The 3,535-nt window shown below is 40.3% G+C and carries 2 protein-coding genes and 1 pseudogene; all 3 read right to left on the bottom strand.

The window, feature by feature from the left end:
• Positions 1 to 1,066: 1,066 nt before the first annotated feature.
• The gene (locus EAE89_RS22475) at positions 1,067 to 2,134 is read right to left on the bottom strand and encodes a DUF6708 domain-containing protein (RefSeq protein WP_214086618.1); all 1,068 of its coding nucleotides are present in this window, start codon (positions 2,132 to 2,134) and stop codon (positions 1,067 to 1,069) included.
• A gap of 2 nt (positions 2,135 to 2,136) precedes the next feature.
• Positions 2,137 to 3,216 (bottom strand): DUF6708 domain-containing protein, encoded by a 1,080-nt coding sequence (locus tag EAE89_RS22470; protein WP_214086617.1) that lies wholly within the window; start codon positions 3,214 to 3,216, stop codon positions 2,137 to 2,139.
• 2 nt (positions 3,217 to 3,218) lie between these two features.
• Positions 3,219 to 3,535: pseudogene (locus EAE89_RS22465) on the bottom strand (hypothetical protein); the annotation flags it as partial.

Genomic DNA, 3,535 nt, shown 5'->3' with positions numbered 1-3,535 from the left:
GCCTGCACCGGCGACGTTGTTGTTGATAAAGAGCCTGACACTTGTTGCAGTCGCTGGCAGGCGACTGCGTTAGGTACCAGACGGATTTCAACTCTGCGGTTGGCAGCACGCCCCGCAGCCGTTGAATGGGTGGCGACCGGCCGCGTTGCACCTTCGCCTTGGACGGCAGAACCCAATTGTTCCGTCCATAATAAATTCGGGAAACAACAAACCGGATCAGATATTTCCTGACCGGCGGTTTAACCGAAACATAAATAATAGCGCAGACCCTTTATACGCTATCAATTAATGTCTGCATTAACAGGATACGCGGTTTATGAATAAGGCCATTCTCTTAATGGGTGCATATAAAAATCAAGTCTTCATTCATCAAAAAGCACAATTTGCCTAATACCGAGATAATATAACCATTGAGACAAAAAGATAAATCCCAGAATATTAAACAAAACATAAACAAGATGACATTTATTTACATATAAAGGTTGCTCATTCAAATACAACCGGACAATCAATCTATACAATAAAATAATATTCATTATCATTATCTTTTAACTCGGTATAACCAACGTCATTTTCAAACCTGTAACTTAAATACGTAAAATTGTCGTAAAAAAGAATGAATCTCAATTTCAAATGAGAATGCATCCTCCTATAGCTATCAAATCAATAATCAAACCTAGTCAAAGGACTATACCTATCATCTTTCAAGTTGCCTCTTTGTTGGCTGCACTCACTCACCCCGGTCACAAAGTTGGATTCGCTCCCTTGCCGTCGCGATACACCTTGAAATCTATTGGGTAATACTCAACTTTTTCATAAAAACTCCAATCAATCATTTTAACTAAACTTACGGTTTCTCTTGTATTACACAAGCTTTCTTTCGGACGAGCGGAAATCATTAACTCATTGTTAATTTCAATTTTCCTTGCATGAGACAGTTACTTTTCGTTTTTTACCTTTTCACCTTTAACCTCTCCTATCATTACACCTTTGTCGGTTTTTTCCAGGAAAAATAGCCGCGTCGAAAATAAAGCCGGGAACAATAATTTCGTTCATATGCTTGCTTTTATTTATCCGTAGATGAATGCGCCATTGCAATTTTCTCTTGCAAACGGGTATATGCTGATAATTGGCGATCATATAATGCCTGACATTCTTCCCGCTTCTGATTCGCCAAAATATAACGCCATAGATGCACGGGATTATTCGCGGCACTGACATTAATCGGGTCATCAGGATCAACCTGACAAGCCTCTTCCACTTCCTGAGGCCATTGCGGCATTTTACTGGTCTGCATTGCTATATAACGGGCAACACTGGTAATTAGAGCAATTGGCAGCATTATCCATCCAAAAAGCCAGCCCAAACGAGAACCCATCCGCATCAGATACTGTAATCCAAAAATATAACTTTCTTTCTGTTTCTCAATAGGAGGGCATAAAGCGATAATATCCACCTGTTCCGGTAAACACTCTTCCTCCATATAACAACGGATAAACTCCCAATAACCCGGCATCACTTCCAACCCATCTAACCCACTAGAAAGCCCAAGACTAAATGTCTCTAATACCGTTTCCTTATCGTCTGCCAGAATATGGCCGCTGATACTCCACTCCGGCCACTTACCACCCCCTATTGTTGGGGTAAAAAACACCTCTTTCCAGGGAACTGATAATACTGTGCCATCAAAACGGTAAACATGGATCATCTGGGTTTTACGGTTAAATCGAATGGGATAATGTGTCGTAGCAAACCACTCTTTTAAGATAAATTTGCCACTGAAATACAAAAAAAACACACCAAACGGTTGGTAAATAAAAAAGCCAGGTAAACTCTTATAATCTCCATTGAAACATCGGAAAATCGTGTCAACATCAAAAAATAACGATAATCCTAAAAAATAAAAAAAGAGCGTCGCAGTAAGAGAACTAACAAATCCCTTCTCTCTATAATACTTATCCACCGTTTCCATATAAGTGGAATTCATACGGATCACCGTATCGTGATCAACAATATACAGACCATATTTAGCGGTTATCTTAGTCGGTTTTCCCTGACAAAGTTGATCATGCTTCTCTACCCAAGTCAAAGGACGATTCAATTTATAAGGGTTATACAAAATATTCCATTTCATAACTACGCCTCCGCCGAAGTTGAATGAGCCATTGCAATTTTTTCTTGCAAACGCTTATGTGCTGATAATTGGCGATCATACAATGCCTGACGTTCTTCCCGCGTCTGATTCGCCAACACATAACGCCATAAATGCACGGGATTATTCGCGGCACTGACATTAATCGGGTCATCAGGATCAACCTGACAAGCCTCTTCCACTTCCTGAGGCCATTGCGGCATTTTACTGGTCTGCATTGCAATATAACGGGCAACACTGGTAATTAGAGCAATTGGCAGCATTATCCATCCAAAAAGCCAGCCCAAACGAGAACCCATCCGCATCAGATACTGTAATCCAAAAATATAACTTTCTTTCTGTTTCTCAATAGGAGGGCATAAAGCGATAATATCCACCTGTTCCGGTAAACACTCTTCCTCCATATAACAACGGATAAACTCCCAATAACCCGGCATCACTTCCAACCCATCTAACCCACTAGAAAGCCCAAGACTAAATGTCTCTAATACCGTTTCCTTATCGTCTGCCAGAATATGGCCGCTGATACTCCACTCCGGCCACTTACCACCCCCTATTGTTGGGGTAAAAAACACCTCTTTCCAGGGAACTGATAATACTGTGCCATCAAAACGGTAAACATGGATCATCTGGGTTTTGCGGTTAAATCGAATGGGATAGTGTGTCTTGGCAAACCACTCTTTTAAGATAAATTTGCCACTGAAATATAAAAAAAACACAGTTGCAGGGATCGTAACCATAAATCCCATTAATGTATTTTCTTTAATTGCCCCATTCAAAATAGATAGATAGATCGTCTTTCCAGTAAAATATAAAGCCATTCCTAAGAAACAACAAAATAACGTTGCATGAAGAGAACTAACGAATCCCTTCTCTCGGTAATATTTATCTACCGTTTCCATATAAGTGGAATTCATACGGATTACCGTATCGTGATCAACAATATACAGACCATATTTAGCGGTTATCTTAGTCGGTTTTCCCTGACAAAGTTGATCATGCTTCTCTACCCAAGTCAAAGGACGATTCAATTTATAAGGGTTATACAAAATATTCCATTTCATAACTACGCCTCCACCGAAGTTGAATAAGCCATTGCAATTTTCTCTTGCAAACGCGCATGTGCCGATGACTTACGATCATATAACACCTGACGTTCTTCCCGCGTCTGATTCGCCAAAATATAACGCCATAAATGCACAGGATTATTCGCGGCACTGACATTGATCGGGTCATCAGGATCAACCTGACAAGCGTCTTCTACTTCCTGAGGCCATTGCGGTATTTTGCTAGTTTTCATACCAACATAGCGAGCGATACTGGTTAATAAGGTTATAGGTAATTGTATAATCTCAGATAACCATTCCAGACGAGAAGTTATTT

This window comes from Photorhabdus heterorhabditis (assembly GCF_018448905.1).
Taxonomy (GTDB): Bacteria; Pseudomonadota; Gammaproteobacteria; order Enterobacterales; family Enterobacteriaceae; genus Photorhabdus; species Photorhabdus heterorhabditis.
The sequence above is the reverse complement of the archived record's forward strand: the minus strand, read 5'-3'. Positions and strand labels throughout refer to the sequence as shown.

Bases quoted from the DNA above. Each gene is read 5' to 3' on its own strand.
- EAE89_RS22470 (WP_214086617.1), bottom strand. From the start codon at position 3,216: ATGAAATGGAATATTTTGTATAACCCTTATAAATTGAATCGTCCTTTG.
- EAE89_RS22475 (WP_214086618.1), bottom strand. From the start codon at position 2,134: ATGAAATGGAATATTTTGTATAACCCTTATAAATTGAATCGTCCTTTG.